This is a genomic window from Clostridium hominis, from assembly GCF_014287825.1.
GTDB lineage: Bacteria > Bacillota > Clostridia > Clostridiales > Clostridiaceae > Clostridium > Clostridium hominis.
Window position 1 is genome coordinate 288,428 of record NZ_JACOOO010000016.1, and the last position, 15,505, is coordinate 303,932.

Annotated in this window: 14 protein-coding genes; all 14 read right to left on the bottom strand. The window is 29.9% G+C overall.

The window, feature by feature from the left end:
• Positions 1–5: 5 nt before the first annotated feature.
• Entirely contained in the window at positions 6–878 is an 873-nt protein-coding gene (gene hemC, locus H8S20_RS09565; protein ID WP_032117501.1) for a hydroxymethylbilane synthase, read from the bottom strand.
• On the bottom strand, positions 823–1,554 hold the full coding sequence (locus H8S20_RS09570) for an NAD(P)-dependent oxidoreductase (RefSeq protein ID WP_081921677.1): 732 nt from the start codon (positions 1,552–1,554) through the stop codon (positions 823–825). Before H8S20_RS09570 ends, hemC begins: the two co-directional genes overlap by 56 nt.
• Positions 1,512–2,723 carry a glutamyl-tRNA reductase gene (gene hemA / locus H8S20_RS09575; RefSeq protein WP_186859970.1) on the bottom strand — a complete coding sequence of 404 codons (1,212 nt, stop codon included), beginning with the start codon at positions 2,721–2,723 and terminating at the stop codon, positions 1,512–1,514. The genes H8S20_RS09570 and hemA overlap by 43 nt, the downstream gene beginning before the upstream one ends.
• 292 nt (positions 2,724–3,015) lie before the next feature.
• Positions 3,016–3,978, bottom strand: coding sequence for a sulfite reductase subunit C (gene asrC, locus H8S20_RS09580; RefSeq protein WP_032117499.1), 963 nt, complete (start codon positions 3,976–3,978; stop codon positions 3,016–3,018).
• A gap of 16 nt (positions 3,979–3,994) precedes the next feature.
• Positions 3,995–4,789 (bottom strand): anaerobic sulfite reductase subunit AsrB, encoded by a 795-nt coding sequence (gene asrB / locus H8S20_RS09585; RefSeq protein WP_032117498.1) that lies wholly within the window; start codon positions 4,787–4,789, stop codon positions 3,995–3,997.
• Positions 4,790–5,797, bottom strand: coding sequence for an anaerobic sulfite reductase subunit AsrA (gene asrA / locus H8S20_RS09590; protein ID WP_186859971.1), 1,008 nt, complete (start codon positions 5,795–5,797; stop codon positions 4,790–4,792). It lies immediately after the preceding gene.
• 140 nt (positions 5,798–5,937) lie between these two features.
• Positions 5,938–6,627: a Crp/Fnr family transcriptional regulator gene (locus tag H8S20_RS09595; RefSeq protein ID WP_032117496.1), complete on the bottom strand. Its 690-nt coding sequence runs from the start codon at positions 6,625–6,627 to the stop codon at positions 5,938–5,940.
• Positions 6,628–6,649: 22 nt separating this feature from the next.
• On the bottom strand, positions 6,650–7,507 hold the full coding sequence (locus H8S20_RS09600; protein ID WP_032117495.1) for a Cof-type HAD-IIB family hydrolase: 858 nt from the start codon (positions 7,505–7,507) through the stop codon (positions 6,650–6,652).
• 172 nt (positions 7,508–7,679) lie between these two features.
• The gene (locus tag H8S20_RS09605) at positions 7,680–8,648 is read right to left on the bottom strand and encodes a TDT family transporter (RefSeq protein ID WP_186859972.1); all 969 of its coding nucleotides are present in this window, start codon (positions 8,646–8,648) and stop codon (positions 7,680–7,682) included.
• 290 nt (positions 8,649–8,938) lie between these two features.
• Entirely contained in the window at positions 8,939–10,171 is a 1,233-nt protein-coding gene (locus H8S20_RS09610; protein WP_186859973.1) for an NAD(P)/FAD-dependent oxidoreductase, read from the bottom strand.
• Positions 10,171–10,575: a 4Fe-4S dicluster domain-containing protein gene (locus H8S20_RS09615; RefSeq protein WP_032117492.1), complete on the bottom strand. Its 405-nt coding sequence runs from the start codon at positions 10,573–10,575 to the stop codon at positions 10,171–10,173. The genes H8S20_RS09610 and H8S20_RS09615 overlap by 1 nt, the downstream gene beginning before the upstream one ends.
• A gap of 12 nt (positions 10,576–10,587) precedes the next feature.
• On the bottom strand, positions 10,588–12,675 hold the full coding sequence (locus H8S20_RS09620) for a molybdopterin oxidoreductase family protein (protein ID WP_186859974.1): 2,088 nt from the start codon (positions 12,673–12,675) through the stop codon (positions 10,588–10,590).
• Between the two features lie 224 nt (positions 12,676–12,899).
• On the bottom strand, positions 12,900–13,796 hold the full coding sequence (locus H8S20_RS09625) for an ROK family protein (protein ID WP_186859975.1): 897 nt from the start codon (positions 13,794–13,796) through the stop codon (positions 12,900–12,902).
• 180 nt (positions 13,797–13,976) lie between these two features.
• Positions 13,977–15,338, bottom strand: a complete 1,362-nt coding sequence (locus H8S20_RS09630) for an MATE family efflux transporter (protein ID WP_186859976.1) — start codon at positions 15,336–15,338, stop codon at positions 13,977–13,979.
• Positions 15,339–15,505 lie beyond the last annotated feature (167 nt).

Sequence of the window (15,505 nt, forward strand, 5' to 3'; positions counted from 1 at the left end):
TACTCCTAGTGACTTAATATTTTTTCTGCAAGTTTAATTCCAAGCTCTTTATTATCTTTGACGTTACCTTGTATTTCTTTTCTTACTATTTTTCCATTTACTTCATAAGCGCCTATCATGTATAATTTATCACCTATTACTTCTGAATAAGCTCCTATAAGACTATGACAATCTCCATTTAAAGCAGTCATAAAGCTTCTTTCAGCTTCAACTGTTACTCTTGAATCTTTACAATCTAATGCTTTAAATTCATCTCTATATTTAGATTCTTTTAGACACTCTATACCTAATGCACCTTGCCCTATAGCTGGTAAAAATGTCTTAGGATCAAAATAATCTGTTATTATTTCTTCCATATCTAATCTTTTTAATCCTGCTGCAGCAAGAATGATTCCATCCATTCCTTCTTTTTTCATCTTATCTAATCTTGTTTGAACATTTCCTCTAATTGGTACTATATTCAGGTCTGGTCTCATCATCTTTAAAAAAGATGCCCTTCTTATACTACTTGTTCCTACAGTAGCACCTTGTTTTAAATCATCAAAATGAGTACCGTCAGCAGAAATAAAACAATCTCTTATATCTTCTCTCTCAGGTATTGCTACTATTTCAAATTCACTACTTAAAGCATACGGTACATCTTTCATTGAATGAACTGCACAATCTGCTTCTAATCTAATTAGTGCATATTCTATTTCTTTAACAAAAAGTCCTTTGCCTCCAATTTTATTAAGAGATACATCTAACCTTCTATCACCTTCTGTTACTATTAATAGCTTTTTATAATCTAAATTTCTCTTTTCCTCTAAAAGCTTACCTACCTTATCTGCTTGAACTTGTGCTAGAATACTCTTCCTTGTTGCTATAACTATCTCCATTTATTTCACCTCTATATAAACATCGTAAATCATCTTCTCCTAAAAAAAGCTTAAATACAGTTTCATCTTTTCCTTTATCACAAAAGAACTTAAAATCATTGCAGTTTAAAAATTCTATTACTTCTTTTTTATAAACACCAAGCTTTTTAGCATTATTTCTAAGAATAGTTACACGACCTATAAAATCATCTATGCTTTTAAGCGATTTATAAGCAATATCTGCTACCATCAACGCTCCTTTTGGATTCCCTCCAGTAGTATTTATTCCAAAAGAAATATTTTTCAAGTTACGTTGGACAGGCATTACTCCAATCCCATCCTTGAAATCAGAGCAATTAATATATAACTTAAAGTTTTTATCACATTCATCCTTTATTTGTTCTAATAAATCACTATCATTTATTGCTATTACAATTAAATGTTTATCTTGAATAAATTCACTTTTATACTCTGCTTTAATTAATTTAAGATTTTTATCATTTATATCTAAAATATCTTTTGAAAATTCTCTTGCTAATACTTCTACGTAAACCTTTCTCTTCAAAAAACTTCTTATTTTTATAATGGCAGCCTTTCCTCCACCTATTATTCCAACTCTTAATTTATTTGAGAAAAATGATAAATATATTCTTTCTATTTCATCTCCATAAATATTCTCTTCAAAATTTTTAAACATTCTTCCTCACTACCCTTTAAAGCCTCATCTTTCAAAACTTCTATCGCTCTATTAATGTATACATCTGTAGCACTTTTTATAAGAGTATTAGCTAATTTAATATCTTCTTCACTCTTGCATTTATGTGAAAAACTATTAACTCTATCTAATATAACTTTATCTCTTTCTTCTTTTATCTCTTTTATATAAGGTGATATTTTACGTTGTTTCTTCCATTCATTAAACTTATCAATGCTTTTATCAATAATATATTTATTTGAAATCATTATTTCTTTTCTTATCTCTTTATTTTTATCATCAATTGAACTTACATCATCAATATCATATAAATATACATTTTCTATTTCTTTTATCGACTCTTCAACATCACGAGGAACAGATAAGTCAAATATAAACAAAGGATTTTTTCTTTCTTTAATATGTATCTTTTCTATCATTAAATGCGGTGCTGAAGTACACGTTATTATACAATCTACATTGTCTATATTTTTTCTAGCTTCCTCATATTTCATAGCTAAAACCCTACTATCATAAATATCATTAATTTTACTTATATCCCTTACACCAATAATTAATGATTCAAAATCATTAGATAAAATATATCTTGAAACTAATTTTCCTACTTCACCATATCCAATTATCATAAATCTTTTTGAATTACTTTTTATAGCTTCATTTACCGCTATAGATGCTGAGGATACAGGTATTTCATATAACTTACTCTCAGTTCTGAATTCTTTTCCACAACTTATTGTCATTTCAAATAATTTTTTCAATGTATTTTTTACAGTTTTTAATTCTAAAGCTTTTGCATAAGAATTTTTAATCTGACCTAATATTTGATCCTCACCAAAAATCCTTGAATGAAATCCACATGCTACATCCATAAGATGTCTTATCGTTTTTTCTTCATTTAAAACAATACAATTATCCGCTAACTTATATTCCCAATTTAACGCTCCAAAAATCTTTTTTAATGTCTCTTCATCAGACTCATCATAAGAGCTATTAAAATAAATTTCTGTTCTATTGCATGTATTTAATATTACTACTTCATCAAATATATTATGTAGAGCATTCAGCCCTTCATCTACTTTTTTAGGATTAAGTGCGAACTTTTCTCTTACATCTAATGAAATATTTTTTCTTATAGCTAATAATCTTATCATTTTATCGCTCCTAATATTTATTATCCTAATTACATTATACTACTTTTTAACTTAGTCTCCAAATCTCTGATTTAGATAGATGAAATTAACTGAAAGTCCAAATCTCTGATTTTGTAACTTGAAGTTACTCTAGCAAAGTGCACCAATGAACGTATGTGAATTAGTATTTCCATTTAACTTAACATCTATTTTTTAAGGCCGCTATAAATTAATATAGCGACCTTAATTTTAATCTTAAACTTTTAACTTAATAATAGCTTATCGTCAGTAGACATTTATTATACTATATAATTTAATATCTTACTCCGCTCCAATATACATTATTCTTTAAAATAGCCTTATCTGAAAGCTCTACTCCTTCTAATGCATATTTCTTAAATTCCATGAATCCAGTTCTATCGATAATATATCCGATATGCTCTTTTCCACCTGGAGCATCTTTAGCAATATGCTCTGTAACATATTTATAAGTATTATTTATAACTTTAACTATACTATCTTCATCTACCCAAACTATAAAATCTTCAGCTAATCTTGGGTTCTTCTTTCCTGTTCTACCCATTATAACTAGTCTATAGTACTTTTCCTTACTTCTAGTCCATGCACCAGTTGGACAGTTAATTACACATTCTCCACAACCTATACATTTACTATGATCTCTTACCGGTCTATAGTTTTCACCATGTAATGCTCCTGTAGATTTTTTTGTACAAGCCTTAACGCAAGCTCCACAAGATACACATCTATTTTTATCAAATTGAGGCTCAGTCATACCAAGTATTCCAAAGTCATGCATTCTAGCCTTAATACAGTCATTATGACAACCAGTTAAAGCTATTTTGAAATGTAAATCATTTGGGAATATCTCTTTTTCTATTCTCTTTGCAAATTTAGTTGTATTGTAATTTGCAAACGGACAAACATTATTTCCTATACATGCAGAAACATTTCTAGTTCCTGCTGCATTATATCCATCTCCTGGATTTTCTTGATTTATATCTAGACCTTCAATTATAGGTTGAAGTAATTTATTAACTGCATCCATATCTTTAAAGCTTATTCCTGGTATTTCAAATCCCTGTCTAGTAGTTATATGAACTGTTCCGTTTCCATATTTATCTGCTATTTCTTGAATAAGTCCTAAATATTCAGCTTTTAAAAATCCACCTGGAACTCTAACTCTTGAAGCTGTAACTCCTCTAGTTTTAGTTATTCTAAAAGCATTCTTTTTAAGCTTTTTAGTATTTATATCCATAACTTCTGCCTCCTAATTAATCTAATAAAAGTTTACCTTTAGTGTAGTTGAATACTGGTCCATCTAAGCAGATATACGTATCATCTATCTTGCAGTGTCCACACTTACCTACTCCGCAACACATTTTTCTCTCTTGTGAAATCCAAATGTTTTCTTCCTTAACACCAAGTTTTAAGAACTCTAAAACTGTAAACTTCATCATCATTGGAGGTCCAACTACAACTACTTCTACATTTTCTAAGTCTTTTAGCTTAAGCTCTGCCACATACTTTGTAACAAGCCCTGTATTTCCTGTATACCCTTCTTCAGCCTTATCAACTGTTATTATCACATTTAAGTTTTTCTTCCATTCTTCGATATCAGCCTTGAATAATACATCTTCAGGTGATTTAAATCCTGAAATTAAAGTAAACCCATTAGCATCTTGAGGATTTCTTGAGAAGTACTCCACAATTCCTCTTACTGGTGAAAGTCCAGTTCCTCCAGCAACAACAACTACTTCTTTACCTTTATAATTATCTATATCGAAGCCATTTCCGTATGGTCCTCTCATAAATAACTTGTCACCTTTGTAGTTCTTGAAGATTTCATCTGTAACCTTTCCAACTCTTCTTATTGTTAAGTCAACATACCCTTCTCCTATTCCACTTACAGATATAGGTGCTTCCCCGTACTTAGGTAATGAAACCTCGAAAAACTGCCCTGGCTTTACATCTCCTGTGAATGCCATTCTAAAAGTATATTCTATTGAAGTATGTTCAATAACATCTAATATTTCTGATATAAATGGTCTATATATATTGTTTGTCATTTATTTCACCTCATCCATAGCTTTTTCTAACTTATTTATGCAGTTTGAGAATGATATGTATTCTGGACATATATCATCACATCTTCCACAACCTACGCACATGTGGTATCCCCACTTTTTCTTGTAATCATAAACCTTGTGAAGAGCTTTAAATCTCATTCTTTGTCCTTTATCATTTCTAAAGCTATGTCCTCCAGCCATATCAGTATATCCATCTACTTGACATGAAGCCCAAACTCTTCTTCTTTCGCCTGATTTTTCATTTTCTTTGTAGAAAATATCTTGCATTGTGAAGCATGTACATGTTGGACAAACAAAGTTACATCTTCCACAAGCTATACATCTTTCTGAGTATTCATCCCACATCTTAGATTTCATTACATCTTGGCTTAAGTTTTCTGGGATATTAACTTTTACCTCATTTTCAATTACAAAATCTGGAGTTACTTCTAATGAAGTATTTTCAAACTTACTTACCACTTTATTTAATCCAGTATCCTTAACATCTAAAACTACTTCTTTTCCATTAACCTTTAAATACATATCATATTCTTCAGTTTTGTTCGTTCCCATGTTTACGCAGAAACAATTCTCAAAGCTATTTTCACATCCAATTAATATAAACTTGGCTTTTTCCCTTATCTTCTTATAGAATGGGTCTTCAAATCCATTTCTTAAATATATATCATCTATTCTTCTTAAAGAGTTAATATCACAGCTTCTTAAAACTATTAATGGGGCTTTTTCTTCCATATCTGCTTCTTTCATTTCATTTTCTGTAAAGAAAAATAATGTTTGAGATATTGGAAGTAATACTTCTTTATATGAAAATTGTGATTTCTTATTAAATTCTATTTCTTCAACTGTTGATATTTCTCCGTATCTAACCATGTCAGTATCAGAGAATCTACCTTTTCCTTCAAGTACCTTAGGAGCGTATATTTTATACTCTTTTGATAGCTCTTTTAATGCGCTATTAAAATTTTCTATGCTTAACTTATATCCCATTTGAACACCTCTTAATCAACTTTATTTTATTAAGTTAAAAGACTTTATTATCAAACTATTAACGTCATCTTTGTTATTAAAGTAACAATAATCTATGGTTTTATTATAGTTTCTTAACAAAAAAAAGACTGTGATTAATATCACAGTCCCTTAAAAAATTTAGAAAGTCTATCTTTATCCCTAATTATTATCTTTTTATTATCATGCGTAATCAATTCTTCTTTAGTTAAAAATTTTAAAGCTCTAGAAATAGTTTCTCTTGGAGCTCCAAACATATCCGCAAGATAAGTAACACTTATATTAAGATTAATTAATGTTCCATCTTCAACCTCTTCACCATAGTCCTTAGCTAACTTCCACAACTTTGCCGCCACTCTTTTTTCAACTTTTATAGGTGTTGAGTTCTTCATTTGTCTATATAGTCTTCTTACTTTTATTGCTTGAGATTTTATAAATATTTTCGTTAATTCAAAATCATTTTTCATTATCTCAAGAAATTTATTTTTATCTATAGATAAGATTTCAGCTGTTTCAAATACTTCACAATTTACCGATGATGGAAGATCATCTATAGCATAATCATTTATTATTTTACTTGGTCCTAGTATAAAAACTATCTTCTTTTGAGCTGATTCATTCATTTTATATAATGAAACTTTACCTGAATATACTATATATATTCTACTTACAACCTCTTTATCTCTAAAAACATGCTTACCTTTTTTATACTCTTTTAGTTCGCAATATTCACTTAATTGACCAAGCGTTTCCTCTGATAAACCCTTAAAAATATCCATTCTTCCAAGATCTTTTGTAGTAATTTTAGCCATAATCTCACCTAATAACTTTATTTTATATATTTAAAGCTCTATAAATAGCTTTCGCCACTCCATCATTATCATTTGTATCAGTTACAAACTCAGCTAATTCTTTTATCTCTGGTATAGCATTTCCCATAGCACATGCAGTTTTGAACTCTGTAAACATAGAATAATCATTAAAGCTATCCCCTATAGGCATAACTTCATCTCTTTCTAGTCCCATCTTCTCTGCTACCTTTGCAAGTATTAAGCCTTTTTGTGCTCTTATATCGCTAACCTCTATATCATTATCAAAGGTTGATACTACTGATAATCCTGGTACCTTCTTTAATCTCTCTTTAACCTTTTTAATTAATTCCACATCTTTATTAAAAGTTATAATTTTGTATATATCTATTTTATCATCCATCAGTTCACTTATACCATTAAAAATAGTAATTTTTCTTCTACCAATAAATTCATTTAAAAATCCTTGTACTTCATCATCAGTACTTTCAGGGTTTAAAGATCTTACTCTGTCCTCTATTGAAGCTTTAACTTTTTCATAATCTGATGTTAAAGTTCCTACATTAGTGAAAAGTTCTATACATAAATCTTCTTCTCCCATTACTTCCATAATAACTTTAACTTTTTCTTTATCAATAGCTATATTCTCTAGTATATTTCCATCTTTATCCCTATATTCAGCACCATTCATTAAAATATACTCACAATCAAGATTAAATTCATCTGCAATTGGTTTAACACCATCATAACTTCTACCTGTAATTATAGCAAATTTAACACCTAACTCTTGAGCTTTCCTTATAGCCTCAATATTTCCTTCTGATATAGTGTGATTAGTGTTTAATAATGTTCCATCCATATCTGATGCAATAAGTTTAATCATAACTCTCTCCCTCTATCTATGTACAATATATTATATTATTCTTACGACTGTAGAACTTTCACAAATCATTATATCAATTATTATATATCTTTATTTTCAAAATTTAAAATAAAAGAGATAGAAGATCTATTGATTAAACACTTCTATCTCTTTATTAATCTATTTTATATAATTAAGCTGCTTTTTCTTCACTGCTCTTCTTATAACTATCTTTAAATAATATGAAGAAGCGTAATAATATATATCCAATTAACATTGTCGTTACATAAGTTTGCACTCCGGCTAATTGATTAACTATATTTCCAGCGGTTTCATATCCTTGAGCTATTAAATATCCTGACATCTTAGTTGAAGCAACTATCCCGATAGCCATTGGGAATGTTAATCCTGCAAATCCTGGATGGAAATCAAATGAAAAGAACTTTGGTAGTCTCCATAATATAAATAGGAATGCTGCAATTACTAAAACGTATAAGTAATATACTATTATCGCATTTGGTTCTTTAATAAAGTTAAAGTAGCTTACTAAGCAAAGGCTTGATGGTGCAAGTAAAATTGCTTGAGTATGGAATACTGGATCTTTAATTTCATGTTTTGTTAATCTATAAATCATAAATGGCATTATTATTGTTAATACTGCTATACCATAAAATACAACTATTTTACCTATAAGAGGTTCATTCATAACTCCACCAACAACAGTAGAAACCATTATTCCATTATATGTTACAAACCAACTTGGAACGAAAGTCTGCATATTTACACCTTTTACAACATTCCTATAGGTAAAAATTAAAATGTGAATAGCATGTAAAATTAAACCTGTAAACCATAATGTCTTACCCAAAATAGGGCTAGCATTATAGAAATAACTACCTAAAATCATAGTTATCATTGTAAACCCAGCATAAAGAGAAGCTGGTACAGTATTTGAGTATTCTTTTTTAACTGTATCAAAGTGGAAAATAATTTTTGTTAGATATACTAATAAAATAACTATCGCTGTCCAAGATGTTATATGCTTTATCCAAGTATATCCCATGCCTGCATAAACATTAGCTAATGTTAGTGCTCCTACCATAGTAGGTAAAATTGCGACTGGTAAGTTCTCAAGTTTTTGTAAAAAAGACTTATTATTCATGATTCCCTCCTAAAATAAATATACATAAAATAAGTTCTTAGTGATGTTCATTCCTTGTTAAGTTTTTAACTTTTTATTCTACAAATCATTCCGATGAATAAATTATATATAATACCACGAAATATTACTGTGATAAATATCACAATCTTTCAAAAACTTTAATACTTTTTTATCAATAATAAATATAAAAGCCCCACAAACTATAAGTTAATGGGGCCATTATATATAATTTATATAACATAATATAGTGGAAAGCTTACTTAAAATGATATTTTTATAACCATTTTTTATTAATATATAAACTCAAAGTTTTCTTTCATATTAAAGAAATCCGCATAATCTATATCAAAAATACTTTTAGTCACTCTTGAAATATCAATATTCTCTTTTATTAATTGAGTTAAAACTCCTGCATAAGATAAGTCACCTTGAATTATAGCACCATATATCCTACCATCCTTATGAATTATCTTTTTGTAGTTATCTCCATCAATTTTAACGTCAACTTTATAAGTTTCATCCTTTGGTTCCGTATCTCCAAGAGACATAGTAGGAACTCCAACAAGGTTCATAGTATTCTTACTACCAAAGAAATCAGTCATTATCATTTCATTTCCTAACATATTATTAGCAGCTATTATTCCTTCTTTAACAGCTGTTGGCCAGATTGGATTTCTTCCTGTTATATCCCCAGCACCATATACATTCTCTATGTTAGTTTTACCTTTTTCATCAATAATTAATCCAAATTTATCAAACTCAATATTACTTCCTTCTAAGAATGAAGTATTAGATCTTACTCCTGTTGCAACTATCACTAATTCACATGGAACTTCTTCTGTTCCATTACCTGTATTTATAACTAAAGCCTTAGGATTTTTATTTTCATCTAATATCAACTTTTCAGCTCTAACTCCTAGCTTTAAATTAACTCCATTTTCGGAGAACTTCTTTTGATATACATCTGAAGTATATTTATCTAATTGTAATGGTAATATCTTATTCCCCATTTCAACTAAAGATACATTTAATCCTTTTCCTAATAACCCACTTACAGCATCTATTCCAACAAGACCAGCACCTAAAACTACTACATTCTTAACTTTCTTAGCTACTTCCTTAATTAAAACTGCATCTTCTAAGTTTCTAAGTCCAACTACATTATTACCTTCTCTTAATCCTTCAACAGGAGGTATAAATGCACTTGCACCTGTACATAACATAACCTTATCATATGTTAAAGTTTCTCCGTTAGATAATTCTAAACTTTGAGCTTTATCATCTATAGATTTAACTTCAACACCTTTAATCCAAGTTATATTATTATCTTCAAAGAATTTTTTATCTGTGAAGTTTAATGATTCTATATCTCTATGATTAGAGATGTAGTGATGAAGTATACATCTTGAATACACGTTTTCATCTTTAGATACTAATATTATTTCAGCATCTTTATCTAATTCTCTTAAAGTCTTAACTCCGCTGATTCCTGCTGCAGAGGCTCCTATAACTACATATTTCATTACTTAACCTCCTCTAAAGTGATTGCTGACATAGGACATTTAGCTACACATTGTGGACTTCCTTTTTCCTTACAACCATCACACTTCATTATTTCTTTACGAGTTCTTGAATCAGCCTTTAACACTCCATAAGGACAAGCCATTACACACATATAGCAGCTTGCACACTTATTTTTATCGTACATTACTTTTCCTGTTTCTCTATCTTTACTCATGGCACCTGTCATACAAGTATAAACACATTCTGGTCTATCACAGTGTCTACAGAATATTGGAGCATATTTACCGTTACTATCTATTGTAATTCTACTTCTTGTATCTTCTGAATTATGAGCTACTATGCATGCAGTCGTACATGTTAAGCATCCTACGCACTTATTTCTATCTATCTTAATTCTTTTCATCATTTTCACCTCTTACTTCTTTATGATGTTAACTGCCACTGTTTTAAATGATGGCTCCTTTGAATATGGATCATATACCGAAGGAGTAAGTGAATTTGTTTCTATATAGTGAATTGGTGCATACAAATGTTCTTTTTTAACATGATCAGATATCTTTACATTAAATTCACTAGTAACTCCATTTTGTGAAGCAATTTTAACTCTTTCATTTTCTTCTATATTTAACTCTTTAGCTAACTCTGGGTGCATAAATACATATGACTCTTTAGAGTAAATTCTTTCTGATTCCATTATTTCTCTTGATCTAACTCCAGTATGCCATTGCCCTACTGTTCCTCTTCCTGAATTAAAGATATACGGAAATTCTTCACTAGTTTTAGTTGGATTTTCAGCTATATCTTCAAAATGGAATTTAGCTTTCTTAGATGGAGTATAATAATTACCATCTTCAAATAATCTTCTTTCATCAGCTTCTAAAACTTCTCCAGCTCTGAATGGCCATTGAACTCCTCTTGAACCTTCCATATTTGGTCCTTCTAACATTTCATAAGTTACACCTGTTATATCACATGGCATTCCTTTTGAACATTTCTTTAATAGTTCGAAAGCTTGTCTCGGAGTTTCCCATCCTTTTAATAAATCTCCCATTCCAATAGTTTCACCAATCTTATAAAGAATTTCATAATCAGTTAATTCTCCTTCTTCCTTAGGAAGAACAGGATTAACCTTTGATAATCTTCTTTCAGTATTTATTATTACTCCTTCCTTCTTAAGCGCTGGAGTTGATGGTAAGAATAAATCACATAGCTTAGCACTATCTGTATCTTCATATATATCCTGAACTACAAAGAAATCTAAGTTGTTTACTGCTTTTTCAAACTCTTGGTTATTTGCCCATGAGTGTCTTGGATTTGTACAAAGTACCCATAAACCTTTTATTTCTCCAGATATAACTTTTTCTATTATAACGTTATATGGAATTGTTGGCTTAGTTGCAAGTACACTTTCATCTACCCCTAATGCTTCTGAAACAGCTTTTCTACGTGCTGGATTATCAAAATCTCCTCCACCATGTAGACCTGCCGTATTACTAAAGGCTCTAGATCCCATAGCGTTACATTGACCTGTTAAAGAGTTAGCTCCCGTTCCTGGTCTACCTATATTTCCAGTCATCAATGCAAGATTTATAATAGCTTGAGCTGTTCTAACAGCTTGATATCCTTGGTTTACTCCCATTGTCCACCAGAAAGAAACTCTTTTTCCATTATGTATTATTTCAGCTAATTCTAAAACCCTTTCAGATGATATTCCAGTTTCAGATTCAACATTATCTAAAGTGAATTTAGCTGCATGATTCTTGAAATCTTCATATCCTTCTGTATGTTTTTCTATATAATCGTTGTCTACCCAACCTTTTTCTATTAAGACATTAGCTAATGTATACATTAAAACCAAATCCGCTTTTGGCTTAATATCTACCCATATATCAGCATTCATTGCTGTTTCTGATTTTCTAGGATCAATAACTATTATCTTAGCATCTTTATTTTCTTTTACCCTTCCCCAGAATACCGGATGTGCTATAACTGGATTTGCTCCAATAAAGAATATAGTATCTGAAATTTCAGCATCATGTAATGTATATGGAGGCGCGTCAAATCCAAAGCTTTGCTTATGTGCAACAACTGATGTAGCCATACATAATCTAGTATTACCATCTCCAGGCATACCCATATAATTTCTAGCCACATGTCCAAGTAAAGCCATATCCTCAGTTGTCATTTGACCTGTACTTATGAAAGCAACACTTTCTTTGCCATATTTCTCTTGTATCTCTGTCATCTTCTTAGTGAAAGTCTTTATTCCTTCTTCCCAAGAAACTTCTTTCATTTCACCATTCTCATCTCTTAAAAGTGGTGTTTTTCTTGCTTTTATTTTAGTTTGTTGTTTATCTAAATTTAATCCTTTTATACAACAAAATCCTTGGTTTACAGGATAATCTACTGTTGGCGATACCTTTTGTATCTTTCCACCCTCTACATGAAAATCAATATTACATGCTAAAGCACATAAGTTACAAGTTGACTGAATCTTTTTCATAAGTCGCCTCATCTCCACTTCTTTACTTTTATTTATTTCAAATTGCAATTGTTATTTATTTCACTAAGTTTAATTTATCACATTTCTGTTTTTAAAACTGTGATAAAAGTCACATTTTTAACAAAGTTTTTGATTTAAAATTCTATTTTCTTTATAAAAAAATAGAAAAAGTACTAGCTTTATTTAAACTAATACTTTTTCTATTATATTTTTATTTAAATATCTTATTGCATATTTACTTTAATTACTGCACCTAAAATATTTGCATCATTATTATATTTACATCTACCTATCTTTGTTGTAAGGATATCTAATCCTAAGAAATTCTTTGAGGCTAATTTAAATCTTTCAGATATTAAGTCTATAAACCAATCCTCTTCAGAGATTCCTCCACCTAAGCAAATCATTTCTGGATTGTAGAATGTTGCTATAGATAATAATTGATTAGCCATATTTCTTATCCATTCTTCCATGGCTATTTTAGCTACTTCATCTCCAGTTAAATATTTTGCTGTTATTTCATGACCATATTGTAACTTCTCATCTTCATTTACTTTAATATTATAGATTTGAATTAATGCTGTCATAGAACAATAGTCGCCTTGTCTTAAAACCTTATTCTCATGAAAATCTATAAATGGCATGTGATGGAACTCTCCTGCAAACCCATCAACCCCATATATAACATCATCTTCATTACAAAGACATCCGCCAGTACCTGTTCCTATAATTAAAAATGCTGATGATTTAGTTCCTTTAGCATTCCCAGCTTTAAGCTCACAAAGTCCTGCTGATTTAGCATCATTTATAGTTGCAACTATCTTACCAGTTCTCTTTGATATCTCTTCATTAACGTTTGTCCCAAACATTATCACAACATTTGGTGCCGCATAAGACTTTATTTCTGATTCTTCATTAACTAACCCTGGAGCACTTACCCCTATTCTATCAACTTCATCTAAATACTTAGCATTTGAACATATATAATCATAAAATTCATCTTTTGTATCAAACTTAACTGTCGGAGTTTTCCACTTTTCTATTATATTAAATGCTGGATCTACTAATGCGTATTTTATAAAAGTTCCACCTATATCTATTCCTAAAGTTAATCTATTCATATTCCCCATCCTTTTACAAATTAAGTTATAATTATTTTATTTTATACTTAAATTATATCAGTAAAGGTATACATAAGTTTTCATTTTTTGAAAATATATTAAGCAAAAAAAGAATTAAGAAATCAAAATTTATATCAATAAATTTCCTCTTCCTAATTCTTATTCATTAATTCCTAACCTCTATGCAAGAGTAACATTTTTAATCCACTTATCTACAAGTAATCTCTTTGTACACCATAATGCTTTAATTACCTCATCTATTTTTAAACAGAAAAATACTATACCTGCTGGTAAATTCAATACTACACCTGCTATAAATCCAAGAGGAATTGCTAATAGCCAAAGGAAAAGTACATCAGCCTTCATTAAGAACTTGGTATCCCCTCCTGCTCTTAATACACCTTTAGTTAATGTTGATCCAACGGCTGAGAATACTACAATAATTGATGTTGTATTCATTAGTTGATAAGCAATGTCCTTTGTACTTCCAGCTACATCATAAAATCCTATCATCACATTCTTTAAACTAAATATAAGAAGTCCCGAAAAGCATCCTATTAATACAGCTAACGCTAAAAATGTCTTTCCATAATCTTGTGCCTTATCATACTCTTTAGCTCCAACGGTATTTCCTATAATTACACCACTTGCATTTGCAACTCCCATTAAAAATACTGTACAGAATTGTTGTAATACTGTATTTATAGAGTTGGCAGCTACCATTTCCGATCCCATTCTTCCCATGATTACTGACAACATATTTAATCCTATTACTAATATAAAATCACTTATAAGCACCGGAGTCCCATGCTTAGCATAATCAGTAAAAATAGATTTATCATGTTTAAATAAATCTTTAATCTTAAATTGTATTCTCTTATCAATAAATACTAGATAAATTGCAACTATTAAAAATTCAATTATTCTAGAAATTAAGGTTCCTACTGCAGCACCTGCTGCACCTAGTCTTGGAGCACCTAAATTACCGAAAATGAACATCCAATTTAAAAATATATTTGCAAAAAATGAAATAGATGTTGAACATAAAGCTAACTTAACTATTCCTACTGTTCTTAAAATACCTATTGCTATAGTAGAAAAACCTTGTACTAAAAATGCAAAAGATAATATCCTTAAATACTTAACCCCTTCAGCAATTACTGATGGATCTGTAGTATATATTCTCATTATTTGAGCTGGGAAAAACTGTCCTAATATAAAGAAAGTAAAACTAAATACTGCACTTATCTTAAACATCATAGATAATGTCTTACTTATAGATTCTTTATCACCTTTTCCCCAAAACTGTCCTGTTAAAACTCCTGCTCCTCCAGCTAATCCAAAATGTATTACAAGAAATATAAAACTAAATTGGTTTGCTAATGCAGAAGCTGATAATGCTACTTCTCCTAACGATCCAAGCATCATTGTATCTGCCATATTTATTCCTATTGTTATTAGGTTTTGTAACGTTATTGGAATAGCTATCGCTAACATTCTTTTGTAAAAATCATTTTCTCTTTTAAACACCGTCAATTCCATGTTCTCATCTCCTTCCTCATACGATTATATCATCGAACACGTTCTTATGTTTTCTTATTTTGAAACTTTTACTAAAAGCATAAAAAATACAAGCTGACATATTATTGTAGCTTGCATTTTAATGTTATAAAATTCTTAATTCATTTACCCTAATCTCAATAGTATGT

Bases quoted from the DNA above. Each gene is read 5' to 3' on its own strand.
- H8S20_RS09600 (WP_032117495.1), bottom strand. From the start codon at position 7,507: ATGATTAAACTTATTGCATCAGATATGGATGGAACATTATTAAACACT.
- H8S20_RS09630 (WP_186859976.1), bottom strand. From the start codon at position 15,338: ATGGAATTGACGGTGTTTAAAAGAGAAAATGATTTTTACAAAAGAATG.
- H8S20_RS09595 (WP_032117496.1), bottom strand. From the start codon at position 6,627: ATGGCTAAAATTACTACAAAAGATCTTGGAAGAATGGATATTTTTAAG.
- H8S20_RS09570 (WP_081921677.1), bottom strand. From the start codon at position 1,554: ATGTTTAAAAATTTTGAAGAGAATATTTATGGAGATGAAATAGAAAGA.
- asrB (WP_032117498.1), bottom strand. From the start codon at position 4,789: ATGACAAACAATATATATAGACCATTTATATCAGAAATATTAGATGTT.
- H8S20_RS09610 (WP_186859973.1), bottom strand. From the start codon at position 10,171: ATGAAATATGTAGTTATAGGAGCCTCTGCAGCAGGAATCAGCGGAGTT.
- H8S20_RS09620 (WP_186859974.1), bottom strand. From the start codon at position 12,675: ATGAAAAAGATTCAGTCAACTTGTAACTTATGTGCTTTAGCATGTAAT.
- H8S20_RS09625 (WP_186859975.1), bottom strand. From the start codon at position 13,796: ATGAATAGATTAACTTTAGGAATAGATATAGGTGGAACTTTTATAAAA.
- H8S20_RS09615 (WP_032117492.1), bottom strand. From the start codon at position 10,575: ATGAAAAGAATTAAGATAGATAGAAATAAGTGCGTAGGATGCTTAACA.
- hemA (WP_186859970.1), bottom strand. From the start codon at position 2,723: ATGATAAGATTATTAGCTATAAGAAAAAATATTTCATTAGATGTAAGA.
- hemC (WP_032117501.1), bottom strand. From the start codon at position 878: ATGGAGATAGTTATAGCAACAAGGAAGAGTATTCTAGCACAAGTTCAA.
- asrC (WP_032117499.1), bottom strand. From the start codon at position 3,978: ATGGATATAAATACTAAAAAGCTTAAAAAGAATGCTTTTAGAATAACT.
- H8S20_RS09605 (WP_186859972.1), bottom strand. From the start codon at position 8,648: ATGAATAATAAGTCTTTTTTACAAAAACTTGAGAACTTACCAGTCGCA.
- asrA (WP_186859971.1), bottom strand. From the start codon at position 5,797: ATGGGATATAAGTTAAGCATAGAAAATTTTAATAGCGCATTAAAAGAG.